We start from the raw sequence: 15104 nt of genomic DNA, 5'->3' as shown, positions 1-15104 counted from the left end.
GCGAATATAAGGGCTATTTCGCCTTAACGCCGCTAGCTTTCCCGTGGGGACTGCAACGGTGCGTAGCATCTGGCAAATTTGATGAAAAATTACCACCCACTACTTAAATCAGCATAACTGCTACAGCTTAACGGGTGAACCGTATTGAATCTTGATAATTTTAAGATTTGTTGACGAAAAATAAAAAGGGAACAGGGAACAGGGAACAGGGAACAGGGAATAGGGAACAGGGTTGAGAGTCGCTTTGTTTAAGCGTTTTATCTTTAGTTCATGTCCTAACCTATATGGCTACCGCTATAAATTTCACCCTTCATACTTCATCCTTCATACTTCATACTTCACACTTCATCCTAGCCTGCGGCAAGCCGCCTTACAGGCGTCTACACACTTCATCCTTCATACTTCATACTTCATACTTCATCCTTGATCCTTCATCCTTCACCCTTAAGTGAATCATTCCAAATCAGTTCTATACGCTCTTGGGCTGATTTGAGGGCATTTTCAGCTGAAGATTTACCCAACAATGCCGACTCAATTGCTCTACCAAGACTATCAGAAAGACGACTATATCCAGCAATAGTAGGTCGAGGATAGGATACAGGTATTTGATCCATAAAGACTTTTAACCAGGGTTTTTGTTTGAGGTATTTTTGGTAAGGTTCACTTTCAGCCGCTTTTTTATTAATGGGTAAAAAACCTGTTCCTGTACTCCATTGTGTTTGGAATTCTTCACTGATGATATATTCTAAAAACTTGAGCGCGGCTTTTTCTCTTTCTGGTTTGGTTTTCATGATGTAAAGATTTCCACCACCTGTAGCTGTAGCGTGATTCACATTTGCAGGTATGGGAAACACTCCATAATCAACGTTAGATTTAGTGATATATGTCCACGGCCCGGTAATTTGCATCGCCACACGACCAGTAATAAAAGCATCTTCTTCATAACCCCGTTCTGGAGGAGAAAGGGTTGCAGAACCATCTTTTATCAGGTCTTGCCAAAATTTTAATGCAGTAATAGCACCGGGGTTTGTTAAATTTGGTCGGTTATTTGTGAGTATCTCTCCCCCAGCACTTAATAAAAAGGGGAACCAACTAAAGACTGTCCATTCTCCCTTTCCTAAGGGTAATAAAATTCCTGATTGTTCTGGGTGATGGTCGCCATTGCGGTCTATAGTCAATTTTTTGGCAATTTGGCGTAATTCTGCCCATGTTTTGGGCATTTCGGTAATTCCTGCTGCTTGAAAAAGCTTTGGACGGTAAAAAATGCCCAGATTGCTAGTGTAAAGCGGAACTGACCACAAGCGATCGCCTAATTTTAACTCATCAAGTGTATTAGGAATAACTTCCGACTTGATTGGTAATTTTTCTAGCCAATCTTCTAAAGATGCAATTGCTCCTAGTTGTACCAACTGACCTGTAATTTGCGGGTAAAATACTAGGATATCTGGAGGTGCATTACTCACAACCGATGTTAAAATTTTCGGTAATTCCGGTCGAGCCAAAAAGATAGATTCTACCTTGATATCTTGATGAGTCTGATTAAATTTGTTTACCAGTTTTTCAAATACATCTCGATTGACGGGGGGATTAATTGATTGCCACAATGCTAGATGAATTACTCCACTATTTTTTTGTGTTATTCCCTGACAAGCAGATAACATAACTAAGGAAAAACCCAATAAAAATAACAGCAGTAAAACTCGTTTTAGAGAAACGAATAACTGACGATAAAAATCTCTGATTTGTAGTTGTAAAAAGGTAATTAGCATGGCAGATACTTAATCGGATGAGAGAATTTTCTCTGAAAAATTTTTGGTGACGCTAGTTTCTGCTCTGGTATAAATATAAGTCTGTGGTTCGGTGAGTTTTTGAGTTCGGAAAATTTTCTCTGCTCTTTCCCACATGTCTGCATCTTCTCCATAGATGAAGTGCTTAAATCCTTGCAATTCAAAAAATACGTTTCGTTTTCCAAAAAACGTTGGGCCTAAAACACATTCTCGCAGATTAATAGATTTACCTGGATTGAAATAGTCTGCTAGCCAAATCTCTTCTTCAATGAAAAATCCACCTTCAATCAAGTCGATTTCGGGATTGGCTTGCATATACTCTAGGCGCGATTCTAGATGATGCGGTTTGTAAGTATCATCACTATCAATAAATGTAATGTATTTGCCAAAACATGCTTGAATACCAGCATTTTTAGCGTAACATTGCTTTTTATTCTTATGTTTAAGATAACGAATGTTATGAGAATTTTTAATGTAACTATCGACAATTTGGAAAGTATTGTCGTCACTACCATCATCAACTATGATTAATTCCCAATCCGGAAAAGTTTGACTAATAACACTATTAATACAGTTGGTTAAATACTTCTCTCGATTGTAGGTACACAAGATGATGGATATTTGCGGAACTATGTCAAAAAGTATAGGACTCATAATGGTTGATTGTCAGTTTTTTAAACCAAAAAAATCTAGTTGATAGTAAATAACAAAGCATTCTCCAGACCAAGTAGCTTTATTTTTCAGCCACAATACAAGTAGCCACTGGATAATCTGGATGAAAAGCATCTAGTTCTTCTTTTGTCAGTTCTTCTACTGCAATCCCATGATAACTAGCAATCACAGTTATGGGATTACCATAAACGTACAACTTTTGCTCTTGATAATTTCTAAATACCCAAGAAAAAGCATCAGGTAAAGGTCGCCAGTAATCCACAGGAGTAGCATGAACTCTGACCGCGTTTGGTACCATTGCAAAACATTTACCTCCTGGTTTGAGCCATTTGTGAATATTTTCAACGGCTATCCAGGGTGCGTAACAATGTTCTAAAACATTAAATATAATCACTGAATCTAAAGATTCGGGTTCTACAAGTGATGCATCATGAACATCACCGACTATATCTACACCTGGGCCTGCTTCCATATTGAGAATCCGATATGAATTACCTGGATTTATTTGATAGAAATCTTTATCTTTTGGCGTTCCTCCTATTTCTAGAATCTTACCAGTAATTTGAGTCTGAATATTCTCAATAAATTTATTGAGATAGTATCTATCAACGGGTGTTCCTCTTGTCAATCCAAATGCTGCACAAATAGGAACTTTCTTTTTTAAATCACCCCAATCGATGGTATTTTTAGCAGGTGATAACAAACCAATATTTTCTAGGCGTTCTACTATTTTTTGGAAATCTTGTATAGTTTCGATAGTTTCTAAGTCATCTTCTATTTGATATTGAGCAAATAATTGGCGGAGAACTTGGTAAGTCTCACTACTTAATGCACCAAGTTCAAATTGCATATCTTTTTCGATAAAACTGCGAAATCCTTTAGCAAAAATTGTGACGCTGCTGTCTCTCAAAAAAACTATGGCATCTGCGATAAGTTGTTCATATTTGCTGATTTCATGAATTACTTTTTCATGAATTAAAGCTGATTTAATTTTTTGAAATATTTGGTAAGCCTTTTCTAAAGAATGTTCATGAACAAATATTTCTAATATAGTTAACCATGATTGGTTGGGAATAATTTCTGCTGTTCGCTGACTCCAAGCAAAAATTGCATATAATTGGGAATCTTCTATTTTTAAAAATGCATTAGTCACATATTGTTTTTGCATATAATTAATAATTATTTTTATTACTAAGTAAGATAGCTTAAGTATTATAAACTATTTTTTGCTAAAAAAAGTCGTGAAAACCTCTGCTGGCCTTTGCACCGAGATTTGTATCAGGAAAGCAGTCGTGTTAGCGGTTCATAAACGAACTCCAGCAGTTCCTTTGGATAGCGACAACTGATGTGATTATCTGTGGCTATCATCTTTTGAGCGTGAGTTTACAGGTTTGTACTAGTAGGCAAATTTAGAAGTAAATACCTAAATTAATGTAAATTTATACTGGTATTAAAAACTAGGTTTATGTGTAACTTATATGACACACTTTGGTGCTATCTGCCCTGCTGCAACTGGGCATTTGAATACAATGACCGCCTTAGGACGTGAATTAAAAACACGAGGTCATCGTATCACAGTGTTGGGGATGCCTGATGCAGAACCTAATACTAAAGCAGCTGGTTTGGAGTTTCGGGCTATATCTGCTGCGGAGTTTCCTGTGGGAACAACAGCCAAATTTTATGAGCAACTGGGCAAACTGGATGGATTAGCAGCATTACATTACACAATTTCCTTATCTGAAAAAACAACGGCTTTATTTTTGCGGGATGCACCACAAGTGATAAAAGATGCGGGGATAGAAGCGCTGATAATTGATGAATGTATCTTTGGAGGAAGTACTGTAGCAGAGGTACTAAATATTCCCTTTGTTACAGCTTGTTCAGCTTTAGTTAATAGTTTTGATGATTCTATTCCGCCGGCTTTTACAACTTGGAAATATCATCTAGCTTGGTGGGCGAGGCTACGTAATGGTGCTGGCTATGCACTAATGCACAGTTTTAGCAAACCTATTTACAAGGTGATTTCGCAATATCGTCGTGAGTGGAAGTTGCCACCTTGTACGAGTATTAATGATTTTTATTCTGCCTCAAAATTAGCAATTATTAGTCAACAACCTGCAGAGTTTGAATACCCAAGACCTAATTTATTTGAATTACTCCACTTTACTGGCCCTCATTTTGATTCTACTGGCAGAAAACCAGTTGATTTTCCCTTTGCAAAATTGAGTGGGCAGCCCCTAATTTATGCTTCGATGGGGACATTACAAAATAGGCTGAATCATATTTTCTACTGTATTGCTGAAGCTTGTGTGGGGTTAAATGCTCAATTAGTTATTACCCTTGGAGGTGGACTCGAACCTAAAGCCTTGCCTAACCTCCCGGGAAATCCTTTAGTTGTTGGTTATGCACCTCAATTAGAATTGCTGCAAAAGGCTACTCTAACCATCACCCATGCAGGACTAAATACTACTATGGAATCCTTAAGCAATGGGGTGCCAATAGTTGCTATTCCGATTACCAACGACCAACCAGGAGTTGCAGCACGTGTTGCTTGGACTGGTGCAGGTCAATTTATTACTACTTCACGTTTGACTACCGGTAGGTTACGTCGAGCTATTCAAGAAGTACTGATGCAACCGTCGTACAAACAAAATGCTCTCAGGCTACAAACTGCAATTAATCAGGCGGGAGGAGTTCGTCGTGCTGTTGATATTATTGAGCAGGTAATATCGACAAATAAGCTAATAATTAATCGGAATTAGAGACTGTGGTATTATCTGAACTAAAATCAGTAACGGTGTTTGTATTTCCAGTCTTTTTTTTATGACAATTCGAGGAGTGCTTTACTGTGCAGTATCTAATACTGCATATCTTGAGGCGGCTTTAATCAGTGCAATCGCTCTGCGCCAACTTGAGCCAAATATACCTATCACTTTGCTGTGCGATTATCCCTCACTGAAACTGCTGCCTCTTAATGACTACGGAATTACTGCCAGATTTATCGAGGCAAATGAGTTAAATCATCATAGCTCATTTTCATCTAGAGAAATTAAAACACGTCTATCAATTTTTAGTCCATACAAAGAGACACTTTTTCTAGACGCAGATATTCTTCCTCTCAAGCCGATTAGAGAATTGTGGGATTATCTGGCTCAAGGAGATATGGCTATGGTACTTGACCGCGCTCCAATCCTGGCTTTGTGTACTCATATTTCTCCAGAAGAAAAAAACTACACCTTAGAATATCTTCCAGAAACCACAAATCATTTTAACAGTGGAGTAATTGTTTGGAGAGACAACATACAAACTCGGTTTTTATTCCAGCAATGGTATCAGGAATGGTTAAGATTTAAAAAACAGGATCAGCTAGCTTTAGTTAGAGCTATTCATCGTACACAATTTTCTGTTACGAAACTTCCTAACATCTATAACATTGACCCAATCGACGCTGCGTCAATGACTACGGAAAAATCTGTAGCGATGCTTTTTGAACAAAACTTTTCCCAAACGCACCAAATTAATGCTGCATCGATGCTCAAACAGAAACATGATGTTTGCTTGCTTCACTGTTGGGGTGGGTTGGTTGCTTCCGGGAAATTTCGTCAAATTGCTCAAGAATTTTATCCACATATAGTTGAGCAAGTAGTTGAGACTGGGATTTTTTCACCTGAACAGAGCGACGAATTACACACTCAAAAATCGTTGTTGTGAGGGCAATATTTTTGCTTCATTCAGATAGCTAATATCCCTTGATCTGCATCTAACGTTACTTGCACTCCTACTGGTAAGATAGCGTTAGGATGATCGTGGCCAAAAGGCAAATCAGACACTATAGGAATACCCAAATCACTTAAGCGATCGCGCAAAACTTCCTCTACACTAAAACTAGGGATGTTTGCTGGCTGGTAACAGCGAGTAAAACCGCCCAAAGCGATACCCCGCACTTGAGACAAAGCCCCACTTAAACGCCATTGTGTTAACATGCGATCTATGCGGTAGGGGGCTTCGGCTACATCTTCAAATGCCAGAATCACGCCATCGAAATTTGGTTGTATGGGTGTGCCTAAAAGATGGGTAGCCACCGTAAGATTACCAGGAAGCAAAATTCCCTTAGCAACGCCATTTCCCCAGCCACACCCTTTAATCGGGGCGAGGGGACGACCAGCTACGCAATCAAATAGCCGCGCTACTGACCAATCTGGTTCATCAGCGAGGGTAGTGAGTACGGGGCCGTGAAGGCTGCAAATTCCGTGATTATACAGACTCCACAACAAGGCGGTAATATCAGAAAAACCAATTAGCCATTTGGGTAAGCCTGAGTTGGTTTGCCAATGCCAATTTTCCAAGATGCGGGTACTACCGAAACCCCCTCTAGCGCAGAGGATACCACGACAATCGGCATCATGCCAAGCTGCAGCTAAGTGCTGGCGACGGGTTCCGTCTTCACCTGCTAAATATCCCCAGCGGTGATCAATTGTTGGTATGATTTCTATACGGTAGCCATGCGATCGCCAAATTTCAATACTGCGATTAAAGGCCTCAAATTCTCGCAAAGCGCCACTGGGGGCGATAACTCGTAATAAGTCCCCTGGTTTAAGGGGAGGTGGTTGAATTTTTGATGGCAGATTTTGGCTAGGGAATGGCATGAAAAACAGCTATAACTGGGGAGTTAAAAATTAAAACTATAATCTATTTTCCAGGGAAAAGATAGTATTTTTGATTCTGAAGATAATGCCCTCTGGGTAAGGGTTGCATCAGATTATTTGTTGCTATGAGAATTGCCAGATAGTTTGACATCATAACTGATAATCGCGGTAAAATCTTATCAAATTATTTTTGCGAGCGATCGCTAATAGATACCCTGTTTTGGTCAGTCGTTTATTTGCAGACATTATGAACAGCAAAATTGCTAAAGATTTGGTGGTCAAAGGGTTAGGCGTAAATGTATTGCTGCTAACAATTCTTGGCAATTTACTATGGTCATCCAGCGCCAAGGCAGGCTTTTCTGGTACCCTCACTATAGAAGTTGAAGGCGTTAAAAATAAAGAAGGACAAGTCTGCGCTAGTATTTTTGCCAAAAGTCAGGGGTTTCCGAACCAGCGCGATCGCGGATTGCAAAGACGTTGTACTAAAATTACTGATATCCCCGTTAAAATCATCTTTGAAAATTTGCCAGCAGGTACCTATGCTGTAGCGGTGATGCACGACCAAAACAAAGACATGCTCCTCAATCGTAACAGCTTGGGTATGCCTATTGAAGGCTTCGGTTTTTCCAGAAACCCGGAAGTAACCAATAAACCTCCTAAATTTCAGGAAGCAGCGATTTTTCTGGCAGGAGCAAATACTAAAATTAGTATTCAGTTGAAATATTTTTAACTTGATTCAGTCTTTGGGTAAACCTTCTGATGGACTCCTCTGCTCTGGAACAGTGCGAATACGATTCATTTGATTAAGCGCATACTTTGCAGTTGACTGCACTTCAGCGTCAGAATCTTCCAGAGCATGGCATAACATCTGGCTAATTTGGCTCATCATATCATAAACGCGAGTCAGGTCACGAATCGCATTTTGTCGCACTTGCGGACTTTCGTCTTGCAGAGAAATTGCTAAAGCGCGGTTCATCGGCTTGAGGGTGCGGGTGCCAATTTCTCCCACAGCTGCCAAAATTAAGCTACGTTGCTGAGAATCCACATCCATCATCAAGTCTAACAGGGGTTGAATTGCTCGTGAATCCCCTTGCTGCCCTAAATCCCAAATCGCCTTGCGTCGCAAGCTAGGGTCAGTACTGTGCAAATCTTGAATTAATTGATCAACAACACTGAGTTTGCTCAAACGGGAAGTAGATTCTAATGGTATCATTTGCGATACCTCGCCCTCTCCATCTGCGACACTCAACTGGGAATTTTGCGTTGATTGCGACTCTGTATTTAAAGAGATTTCTGAATTTTGTTCAGTCTGTGTTTCAGTTTCCGCACTCGCAGACAAAACATCTTGGGAATATTGATTCTGCGTCAAGCGTCTGTATAGATAAAGAATAGCACCAGCGCTGCCTAAAAGCCCCAATCCCAACAACGACCACCAAATCAAGCTGACCCTACTTGTCTTGCTTTGAGAACTGGGTTGAGAGGTAGGAGTCGCAGCAGCGCTAACTGGAGTTTTTGCAACTATAGCAGATTGCAGACGTTCTCTAGTCTCCTCCCCAGCAATGCCATCTGCTACCAAACCTTGAGCTTTTTGAAATTTAGATACAGCAAGTTGGGTACTTTCCCCGTATTGACCATCGACTGCACCATTGTAGTATCCTAACTTTTGAAGTTGAGTTTGCAAAGCTTGTACATCCTGTCCTTGACTGTCAGGTTTGAGGATGAGCTGTTTAACTGGAGCAGTTTGTAAAGAATTAGGTGTCGCTGGATTCACCGGATGATGGTAAAAACCCAGACAGACAAAACAAAAGAAGATAGGAATTGAGGAGTGACATAGCCTCATATGGCAAGCTTTAGACAGAAAAGACTTTTTAATTCATCGATACCACGATAACTGCAAGCGGTCTAAAAGTTAACTTTCTCTTCCAGAAAAAATTGCTCACGGAACAATGGTGGAACAGAAAACAGTCAAGCGCTGTTTAGTGAAAACACTTTGTTTAGCTTACTTCACCGTATAAAGACGCATTTCTTAAAAAAAATTCATGAAACAACCCCAATCTCCCTGGACATATATACCCACCCTCTACTTTGCTGAAGGTGTCCCCAATGTCCTCATCAGCACAGTTTCCGTTATTTTTTACAAAAAACTCAACATAGATAACGACCAAATCGCCGCTTGGACAAGTTTTCTCTATCTTCCTTGGGTAATCAAAATGTTTTGGGGGCCAGTTGTTGATATTTACTCGACTAAAAGAACATGGATACTTGTCACCCAATTTGCGATGTTTTGTTGCTTGAGTTTAGTCGCTTTATCATTACAATTAGCCAATTTCTTTTTTATATCCTTAGCAGCTTTAGCCGTCGGTGCATTCATTTCTGCTACTTATGATATCGCCACTGACGGCTTTTATATGTTGGCTTTAAATCCAGAACAACAAGCCTTTTTTGTAGGCATTCGCTCATTATTTTATCGGTTAGCTGTGTTATTTGGTAGTGGGTTGCTTGTGGTTTTAGCAGGGAGGCTAGAAACTAGTTTAAATAATATTCCGCTGAGTTGGACTATATCGATAGGTTTTTCAGCAATTTTGTTTGCTATCTTATTTATTTTTCATCGCCTAATTTTACCTCTACCCGCCGCAGATACTCAAAGACAAACACAATTGAATCAGATACCTTTTTGGCTAGTAATTAAAACCTATTTTCAGCAAGATAAAATTGGGGCAATTTTAGCCTTTATCTTACTCTACAGATTAGGTGAAGCGATGTTGTTGAAAATAGCGTCTTTATTTTTGTTGGACAAAGTAGAACAAGGCGGCTTAGGAATATCAACAGAAGAATTTGGTTGGATATACGGAACTTTTGGGGTACTTTCTCTCATTGTCGGTGGAATTTTAGGAGGAGTAGTGATTTCTAAATATGGATTAAAAAAATGTCTACTACCAATGGCGCTAGCTTTGAATTTACCCGATATTTTCTATGTCTACATGGCTTATATTAAACCGTCATTGCCATTAGTTTATCTCTTGGTTTCCCTAGAACAATTTGGTTATGGTCTGGGTTTTACAGCTTTTAGCGTTTATTTGATGTATATTTGCCAAGGCGATTATAAAACTTCCCACTATGCGATATCTACTGGATTTATGGCTTTAGGTTTGATGTTACCTGGAGCCATCAGCGGTGTCATCCAAAAAGCTGTGGGATATCCCTTATTTTTTGTTTTAGTTTGCATCCTGACGATTCCGGGAATGATTGCTCTATTTTTCATTCCCTTAAAAACAAAATCTGCCATTTCTCAAAGTTAAGCATCGAGTCTAATTTAACAGTGCTAAACTATGGCTAGCGCAGATGATTAAATAAAAAAATCATTATTTATGAGTTATGTTTTGGGAATAGATGGCGGTGGTAGTAAAACTGTTTGCATCTTGATGGATGAGCAATATCAAGTTTTGGGGCGGGGGATAGCCGGCCCATCTAATTATCATAGTATAGGTGTTATAGCCGCACAAAAATCTATAGCATCGGCGATACAATTAGCAATAGATAATGCCTTAAATATCCCTAAACCTGTGAAAATCGAAGCGTTTTGTTTGGGTTTAGCAGGTGTAGGACGATCTGGAGATATTCAAGTCGTCAAAGGTATACTGCAGGATTTACAAAATAGTCAATCTTTACCGATTAATTGGATGTTATCAGTAGAGGATATACTAATTTATAATGATGCTTTGATTGCTTTAGTCGGCGGTCTTGGTCATAATGAAGGTGTTGTGGTTGCGGCTGGTACTGGCTCGATTGTTTTGGGGAAAAATCGTCAGGGAATTGTCAAAAAAGTCGGCGGTTGGGGTTATATTTTAGGTGATGAAGGAAGTGCATACAAAATTGCTGTTGCTGGTATGCAAGCAGCACTAAAAGCTGATGATGGAAGAGGGAAACCCACAAGTTTAGTTGAGTGTTTTCAAAAATATCTTGATTTGGCAAGTATAGAAGATTTAGTTGCAGTTGTATATCGTCGAGACTGGGGTGTAAAAAAAATTGCGACCTTAGCACAAATTGTCGATTTAGTAGCAGCTTTAGGTGATGAAGTTGCAAACCAAATTATTGATGATGCGGTAGAGGAATTAGTCAAAGCGACTGATACTGTGATTCAGGCGATTTTTAGTCCCGATGCAGTTTTGGAAGTGGTGACAACGGGGAGTGTGTGGCATAGCCGATGTAAAATGCAAGAAAGATTTGCTGTATCTCTGGCTCAACGATTTTCTCAAGTGAAAGTGATTTTTCCTAGGAATGAACCTGCTTATGGTGCTGGTTTGTTGGCGGTGAGGAGTTTAGCCCAGAGAGATTGATAGCGATCGCACTTCTGTGTAAAATAACAATAATTCCCCTAGCTGGCTAGATAAGAGCAATTATATGAGCCGCCCACCCCTGCTAGACCCTAATCGCTCATATACTTTTAGTAATTATTTTGAATTAGGGTTCGCAGTTGACGATTTAGTAGCTGAATTTGGCTATTCCTTTGAGCGGAAATTTTTGGATTTACCACAATATTCTGGCGTCTTAGACAGACTCAGCGACCTGAAACAGAGAATTGAAGAGGTATTACCATTTGTAGATTTAGAAAATGAAGCTACGCGCCGAGAAATACTCATCGCACCGATTATTACTGATTTAATTCATTATTCCCGCGCTAAATTACGTATAGAATATAGTCTTAAGGTTGACAGTAAACTCCAAGGCAATTTAGATTACTATCTGCGAACTACAACTAATTTAGTAGTGGTTGAAGCCAAGCAAGCGGATATCAATAAAGGATTTACTCAACTGGCTACAGAAATGATAGCCCTGGATAAATGGAATGATTTTTCCACTCAACCGCAAATTTTGGGAGCTGTGACTACAGGTAATATTTGGCAGTTCGGTCTGCTTCACAGACGAACACAAAATCTTCAACAGGTAATTAATCTTTACCGAGTGACTGAAGAGTTAGAAACTGTCGTCAGGATTTTACTCGGTGGGTTGATCAACCAGCATTTATAGTCAGGATTTAAGCATCAAAGCTAAACCCTTGACTACCAACTGAAACAAATCTTAATAACGAATGCGTGGATCAACGTAAGCATTTAAAATATCAATCAAAATGCTCGCGCCGACAACGATCGCTCCAAAAAATACTAACACACCCTGAACTGTAGGATAATCGCGATCGGAGATGGCTTGATACAAGCGATTTGCTAGCCCAGGCCAAGAAAACGTCACCTCTGTTAAAATCGCCCCACCCAGTAGAGAAGCAAAGGTTAATCCTAAAACAGTAATTACGGGAATTAAAGCATTTTTCAAGGCATGAGCCACTAAAATTTTATCTTCTTTAATCCCTCTGGCTCTAGCTGCTTCTACATAATCGGCTTGCAGAGTTTGCTTTAAATTCACTCTGACAATCCGTTCAAAAATGCCACTGAGCAAAATTCCTAAAGTCAGGCTAGGCAGTGCCAGATGGTGCAATGATACAAAAAACTGAGTGAAATTACCACTCAACAAGCTATCAATAGTATACAGTCCCGTAATATGACCAGGAGCGGGGAGATTAGGGGGAAAGCGGTTCGAGTTAGGAAACCACCCCAGTTGGACTGAGAACACCAATTGTAACAACATTCCCGCCCAAAACATCGGCAGTGCGTAAGTGATAATACCAAACAAGCGCCCGCTGACATCAAAAACTGTTCCAGGACGAGAAGCAGAAAGAGTTCCAATTAAAATCCCTACAATCAGAGCCACAGCCATACTAAACACTGCTAACTCTACCGTTGCTGGGAAATATTGTCCAATTATGCTCCCAACATTTTGTCCTCGACTTGTTAAGGAAGTCCCCAAATCAAAGCTGAGTAATTTTCCTAAATAATTCAAATATTGTAACCATAATGGTAAATCTAAACCTAATTGTTTTCTTAACTCTTCTTTCGCACTTTCTGGCGCACGTCCACCCAAAATTGCATCTGCAGGATCTCCGGGAGTTGCTCTTAATAAAAGAAAGACAATCGTGATAATAGTTAACAGTTGCAGTGGTGCTAGTAGTGCACGTGAGATGATGTAATATTGTAGGGCTTTAGATCGAGACATATGTTTGTGATGATTCCAGGGTCGAGAGTCAAAAACTTAAATTTTTGACTCTTGATGCAGAAGCGGGGTAATTTCAGACTTCAGACTTCAAACTTCAGGCTTCAGACTTCAGTTGACTATTTTTTCAAAGATGGATATACCAAAATTTGTGTGGGATTAAGTTGGACATCACTCACATTTTTTTGAGCAAATACAAAGTCTTTATTTTGCCATAAAGGAACGTAAGGTAAATCATTTGCTACTTGAGTTTGGATTTGAGCAAATATTTGCTTACGAGCTTCGGGGTTTTGCTCTTGACGTTGCTGATCAATCAATTTATTGACAGTCGCATTGTAGTAAAATGACCCTTGGGTTTGACTACCTCCAGATTCACATCCTTTTGCTTCTGAACCTTTTTGGCAAGATAAAAATGGTTGGACGTAATTATCAGGATCTAAAAAATCTGGATACCAATCTAACAAAGCTATGGGATATGAACCCTTAGAGATGTCTTTAAAAAAGGTAGGGCCTTCAACAGTGTTAATTTCTAATTGTAATAGTCCTGCCAACTTCTGATCGACTAGAGATTTGAGTGTTTGTGCTGCTAAAGAGCGAGAAGGAGAACTAGAAGGATACCAAACTTGCACTTTCGCGGGATTTTGTTGAGAGAAACCAGCTTTGGTTAATAATTGTTTGGCTTGCTCAACGTTACCATCACCATATTTATCTTTAAATAATGGTTGGGAAACATCGAAGGTTGTAGGAATCATACTATAAAGTGGATCAGCTTGACCAAATAAAACTCGTTGATTTAATAACGGGCGGTCAATTACCGAAGCGATCGCAGCTCTAACTTCTGGTTGATCCAAAGGCTTTTGATTGCGATTCAACACCATATAACTAACTACACTACCCTGAGCGCTGATCGCTTGCCAATCCCCTTTTTTACTTCCCTCCTCCAAACTGCGAATTTGATCTGGCTGAAGAGACAAGTAAGCTACATCCACAGCACCAGTGCGGAAAGCATTGAACAAATTCACCGGACTTGTTTGAATTTGTAAATTAATTCCCCGATTAACTGGTTTTTCTCCCCAATACTTATCAAATACATCAAATCGCAGGGAATCACTACCATATTGTCCTAACTTGTAAGGCCCAGTCCCCACAAATGTTTCTGGTTTAAACTTCCCGGCGCCCAGTTCATAAGCTTTAGGCGAAACCGCGCACACCCCAGGAAAAGCTAACAGTGAGGGAAAAGCTGCAAATGGTTTTTTCAGCTTGATAGTTAATTCATATGCTCCAGTAGCCTTGACAGAATCGACTGTATCTGCTAATAAAAATGATGGTTTACCCTTATTTTCAATAAACCGCTTGATGCTAAAAGCCATCGCTTCCGCATTAAAAGGAGTCCCATCATGAAAAACCACCCCTTGACGCAGAGGAATAGTATAAGTTAGACCATCCGCACTCACCTTGGGTAAAGCTGTTGCTAATTGCAGCTTAATTTCCGTGCTTCCTGGAGTGTAAGTATACAGGCGATCGCTCATATTAAACACCAAACCCAAGGACGCCAACTCATAAGCATCAGCCGGATCGAGACTTTTTGGCTTCGCTGTCGTCCCAATAGTAATCCTACCATCACCTGTAGGGGTATTTGCCGCACCCGATGGCGGTGTAGTAGTCTGTGGGCGAGGAGCGCAACTAACCACCAAAAAAAAGCATAAACAAAACCAAGAGCAAAATCTCGCCACCCGACCCCATTTTTTCACCGCTAAATCCCACCAACTCATAGCGCTAACATTATTCATCACAGTGGTCAGCTATTGTACTATACGCCGATCGCTCGACCATATAAAACTAGCAGCCTCAATCTAGAAAATCTTGGAAAAACTAGACAATATTTGTAATTCGTAAT

13 protein-coding genes are annotated in these 15104 nt (G+C 39.8%); 6 read left to right on the top strand and 7 right to left on the bottom strand.

All coding sequences use genetic code 11. The features are described from left to right. Window positions 1–431: 431 nt before the first annotated feature. From MIC7126_RS0103405 to MIC7126_RS0103395, 3 genes are all read right to left on the bottom strand, one after another. Window positions 432–1769 (bottom strand): ABC transporter substrate-binding protein, encoded by a 1338-nt coding sequence (locus MIC7126_RS0103405; RefSeq protein ID WP_017651715.1) that lies wholly within the window; start codon window positions 1767–1769, stop codon window positions 432–434. Window positions 1770–1778: 9 nt separating this feature from the next. Then, window positions 1779–2441 (bottom strand): glycosyltransferase family 2 protein, encoded by a 663-nt coding sequence (locus MIC7126_RS0103400; protein WP_026100004.1) that lies wholly within the window; start codon window positions 2439–2441, stop codon window positions 1779–1781. A gap of 79 nt (window positions 2442–2520) precedes the next feature. After that, window positions 2521–3627 (bottom strand): class I SAM-dependent methyltransferase, encoded by a 1107-nt coding sequence (locus MIC7126_RS0103395; RefSeq protein ID WP_017651713.1) that lies wholly within the window; start codon window positions 3625–3627, stop codon window positions 2521–2523. Window positions 3628–3937: 310 nt separating this feature from the next. On the opposite strand from MIC7126_RS0103395, the gene MIC7126_RS0103390 reads away from it, so the two are divergent. Then, window positions 3938–5221: a glycosyltransferase gene (locus tag MIC7126_RS0103390; RefSeq protein WP_026100003.1), complete on the top strand. Its 1284-nt coding sequence runs from the start codon at window positions 3938–3940 to the stop codon at window positions 5219–5221. 61 nt (window positions 5222–5282) lie between these two features. After that, entirely contained in the window at window positions 5283–6170 is an 888-nt protein-coding gene (locus MIC7126_RS0103385; protein ID WP_017651711.1) for a glycosyltransferase, read from the top strand. Window positions 6171–6190: 20 nt separating this feature from the next. Here MIC7126_RS0103385 and MIC7126_RS0103380 read toward each other — a convergent pair whose 3' ends face one another. Then, window positions 6191–7105, bottom strand: a complete 915-nt coding sequence (locus MIC7126_RS0103380; protein WP_017651710.1) for a S66 peptidase family protein — start codon at window positions 7103–7105, stop codon at window positions 6191–6193. Window positions 7106–7352: 247 nt separating this feature from the next. Here MIC7126_RS0103380 and MIC7126_RS0103375 point away from each other — a divergent pair, with 247 nt between their 5' ends. After that, window positions 7353–7835: a DUF2141 domain-containing protein gene (locus MIC7126_RS0103375; RefSeq protein WP_017651709.1), complete on the top strand. Its 483-nt coding sequence runs from the start codon at window positions 7353–7355 to the stop codon at window positions 7833–7835. A gap of 6 nt (window positions 7836–7841) precedes the next feature. Here the strand turns inward: MIC7126_RS0103375 and MIC7126_RS0103370 are convergent, their stop codons facing one another. Continuing rightward, the gene (locus tag MIC7126_RS0103370; protein WP_017651708.1) at window positions 7842–8876 is read right to left on the bottom strand and encodes a peptidoglycan-binding protein; all 1035 of its coding nucleotides are present in this window, start codon (window positions 8874–8876) and stop codon (window positions 7842–7844) included. A 268-nt stretch (window positions 8877–9144) separates the two neighbouring features. On the opposite strand from MIC7126_RS0103370, the gene MIC7126_RS0103365 reads away from it, so the two are divergent. The 3 genes from MIC7126_RS0103365 to MIC7126_RS0103355 all read left to right on the top strand — a co-directional run bounded on the left by MIC7126_RS0103365 (window position 9145) and on the right by MIC7126_RS0103355 (window position 12133). After that, window positions 9145–10404 (top strand): MFS transporter, encoded by a 1260-nt coding sequence (locus tag MIC7126_RS0103365; RefSeq protein WP_017651707.1) that lies wholly within the window; start codon window positions 9145–9147, stop codon window positions 10402–10404. A gap of 69 nt (window positions 10405–10473) precedes the next feature. Further along, window positions 10474–11442, top strand: coding sequence for an N-acetylglucosamine kinase (locus MIC7126_RS0103360; protein WP_017651706.1), 969 nt, complete (start codon window positions 10474–10476; stop codon window positions 11440–11442). Window positions 11443–11506: 64 nt separating this feature from the next. Continuing rightward, entirely contained in the window at window positions 11507–12133 is a 627-nt protein-coding gene (locus MIC7126_RS0103355; protein WP_017651705.1) for a hypothetical protein, read from the top strand. Between the two features lie 51 nt (window positions 12134–12184). Here the strand turns inward: MIC7126_RS0103355 and MIC7126_RS0103350 are convergent, their stop codons facing one another. After that, window positions 12185–13210, bottom strand: coding sequence for an ABC transporter permease (locus MIC7126_RS0103350; RefSeq protein WP_017651704.1), 1026 nt, complete (start codon window positions 13208–13210; stop codon window positions 12185–12187). A gap of 116 nt (window positions 13211–13326) precedes the next feature. After that, the gene (locus tag MIC7126_RS0103345) at window positions 13327–14997 is read right to left on the bottom strand and encodes an ABC transporter substrate-binding protein (protein WP_017651703.1); all 1671 of its coding nucleotides are present in this window, start codon (window positions 14995–14997) and stop codon (window positions 13327–13329) included. Window positions 14998–15104 lie beyond the last annotated feature (107 nt).

Origin of the sequence: Fortiea contorta PCC 7126, assembly GCF_000332295.1 — a bacterium.
GTDB lineage: Bacteria > Cyanobacteriota > Cyanobacteriia > Cyanobacteriales > Nostocaceae > Fortiea > Fortiea contorta.
This window is presented reverse-complemented; position numbering and strand designations above follow the sequence as displayed.

Coding starts and splice junctions, on each gene's coding strand:
- MIC7126_RS0103405 (WP_017651715.1), bottom strand. CDS start 1,769: ATGCTAATTACCTTTTTACAACTACAAATCAGAGATTTTTATCGTCAG.
- MIC7126_RS0103400 (WP_026100004.1), bottom strand. CDS start 2,441: ATGAGTCCTATACTTTTTGACATAGTTCCGCAAATATCCATCATCTTG.
- MIC7126_RS0103395 (WP_017651713.1), bottom strand. CDS start 3,627: ATGCAAAAACAATATGTGACTAATGCATTTTTAAAAATAGAAGATTCC.
- MIC7126_RS0103390 (WP_026100003.1), top strand. CDS start 3,938: ATGACACACTTTGGTGCTATCTGCCCTGCTGCAACTGGGCATTTGAAT.
- MIC7126_RS0103385 (WP_017651711.1), top strand. CDS start 5,283: ATGACAATTCGAGGAGTGCTTTACTGTGCAGTATCTAATACTGCATAT.
- MIC7126_RS0103380 (WP_017651710.1), bottom strand. CDS start 7,105: ATGCCATTCCCTAGCCAAAATCTGCCATCAAAAATTCAACCACCTCCC.
- MIC7126_RS0103375 (WP_017651709.1), top strand. CDS start 7,353: ATGAACAGCAAAATTGCTAAAGATTTGGTGGTCAAAGGGTTAGGCGTA.
- MIC7126_RS0103365 (WP_017651707.1), top strand. CDS start 9,145: ATGAAACAACCCCAATCTCCCTGGACATATATACCCACCCTCTACTTT.
- MIC7126_RS0103360 (WP_017651706.1), top strand. CDS start 10,474: ATGAGTTATGTTTTGGGAATAGATGGCGGTGGTAGTAAAACTGTTTGC.
- MIC7126_RS0103355 (WP_017651705.1), top strand. CDS start 11,507: ATGAGCCGCCCACCCCTGCTAGACCCTAATCGCTCATATACTTTTAGT.
- MIC7126_RS0103350 (WP_017651704.1), bottom strand. CDS start 13,210: ATGTCTCGATCTAAAGCCCTACAATATTACATCATCTCACGTGCACTA.
- MIC7126_RS0103345 (WP_017651703.1), bottom strand. CDS start 14,997: ATGAATAATGTTAGCGCTATGAGTTGGTGGGATTTAGCGGTGAAAAAA.